The following is a 1,821-nucleotide window of genomic DNA, read 5'->3' as shown; positions in this document are numbered from 1 at the left end:
GAGGGCTTCCGCTTCCCGCGGCACCGTGCCGAGCGGCGCGGCAACCGCCGCCCGTCGAGCGGCCAGCGCCGATCACTGGTCGCGCCCTGCGCCGCGTTCCTCCTCGGTGGCGCGATCGTCGGCGGAGCGCTCGTGAGCGGCATGGTCGACCCGGCCCCGGCGGACGCCTCGGCACGAGGCGCTGCGATCGGGGAACTCACGGCATCCGCGAGCGAGGACGTGCTCGGCGGGCACGCCAGGGACGCGGACTACTGGGACGTCGACGTCGCGCTCGCGACCGACGGTGGCTCGGCGTCGTACCTCTCGCTGAGCTGACCACACGTCGCTCGGCGCCGCGTGCGGCGTCAGCCCGCGAGCACCAGCGCCACCCGGTCGAACCACCCCTCGGACTCCGCCCGCGCCTCGGCATGCAGTGCCCGGGCGGCAGCACGCGTGCGAGCGCGCCGGTCCCACACCCGTCCGAGCGCGGCGCCGCCCGATCCCGACGAGACCGCGCCGAGCGCCATCACGGCGTCCTGTCCCCACCACCCCGTCGCACCGCGCAGCTTCACGTCGGTGTACTCGTCCGTCGACAGTGCGGCGACGGGGACGCCCGCGGGTGCGGCGAACACGGCCGGGTGGTACCGGCTGGTCACGAGCATCGCCGCGCCGCGCGCGAGCCGTGCCGCCGATCGGGCGTCGCCCGGCTGCAGGAGGTCGGCCGGCGTGCGCATGGCGTCGCGCACTGCGGCGTGCAGCACCTCGTCGCCCGCGTCGATCGACGGATCGAGCGAGCCGAAGTGGGGGTGGAAGCGCACGCGGGTCCCGGAGTGGTCGGCCAATCGGTCCAGCGCCGCGGCGAGGCCGCCGATCACCTCGTCGCGGGGCAGGCCGCCGAGGTGGATCGAGAGGCTCACGAGGACGTACGGCTCGTGCGCGCCGCGGTCGGCGTCGGGATCGTCGATTCCGAGGAAGCTCGCGTCGTCGCGGTTGGCGGCGAGCCGATCCGCCGGCACTCCGATCCCATGCGCCAGCCGCAGCGAAGCGTGCTCGCGCGTCCCGACCAGCCGGGCCGACCGCAGCAGCCCGGACACGAGGTCGCGATCCGCAGGGTCGAGCCACGGACCGATCGTCTGGCCGGAGACGACGAGCGGGCGACCGAGCCGGTCGGCGATCGCCCCCAGCGCCGCGCGCTCGAAGACGTGGGCCGGCCAGTTCGATGCGAGGTTGCCGCCGCCCGCGACCACGACGCCGTCGGCCGCCGCGACGGCGTCGATGACGACCAGCGCCGGATCGTCGCCCCGGAGGCTCCGCCCACCACCCGCGGCCGACCGCACCGCGTCGAGGCGCTGCTGCATCTCCGTTCGCGTCCCCGTGAAGCCGATGCGTCCGACAGCTCCGACCCCGTACCTCGCGGCGCTGTCGGCCGGCGCCGCGGAGATCGCCGTGACCTCGCCGACACCGCGTCCGCGCAGCGCGTCGACCATGGCCTCGAACATCGCCTCGTCGCCGATGTGCATCATGCCGTCGACCACTCCGATGTCGCCGATCGCAACGATGCGCATGTATGGACCCCTCTCAGCGGACTGTCAACCGGGTGACAGGAACCTTCATCCTGTCGAAGTATCATCCAGATCGCATGCGCCGCCGACGTCGGCATCGTCGACACCGGGCGCGGCGGGCAGGGGGAGCGCACATGGGGGTCCGGACCGCACTCGACGCCGTGCTCACGGCGCCCACGATCGTCGACGCGATGCGCGCGGCCGACGATCTCGCGTTCGAGGCCGGGCGCGAGCCCGGCGCCCGCACCATCCGGCTGCTCGAGCGGGTCGCGAGCGGCGG

General features: G+C 74.7%; 2 protein-coding genes. One reads left to right on the top strand and one right to left on the bottom strand.

Annotation, left to right across the window (positions count from 1 at the left end):
• The coding region (locus tag ESO86_RS19320) for a hypothetical protein (RefSeq protein WP_165308121.1) at window positions 1-315 on the top strand (315 nt) is incomplete at its 5' end.
• A 29-nt stretch (window positions 316-344) separates the two neighbouring features.
• Here ESO86_RS19320 and ESO86_RS16290 read toward each other — a convergent pair.
• Window positions 345-1,544, bottom strand: a complete 1,200-nt coding sequence (locus ESO86_RS16290) for a polysaccharide pyruvyl transferase family protein (protein ID WP_129235884.1) — start codon at window positions 1,542-1,544, stop codon at window positions 345-347.
• Window positions 1,545-1,821: the final 277 nt, after the last annotated feature.

Origin of the sequence: Agromyces binzhouensis (assembly GCF_004135055.1) — a bacterium.
Taxonomy (GTDB): Bacteria; Actinomycetota; Actinomycetes; order Actinomycetales; family Microbacteriaceae; genus Agromyces; species Agromyces binzhouensis.
This window is presented reverse-complemented; position numbering and strand designations above follow the sequence as displayed.

Excerpts from the sequence above, each read along its gene's own strand:
- ESO86_RS16290 (WP_129235884.1), bottom strand. The coding sequence starts at position 1,544 with ATGCGCATCGTTGCGATCGGCGACATCGGAGTGGTCGACGGCATGATG.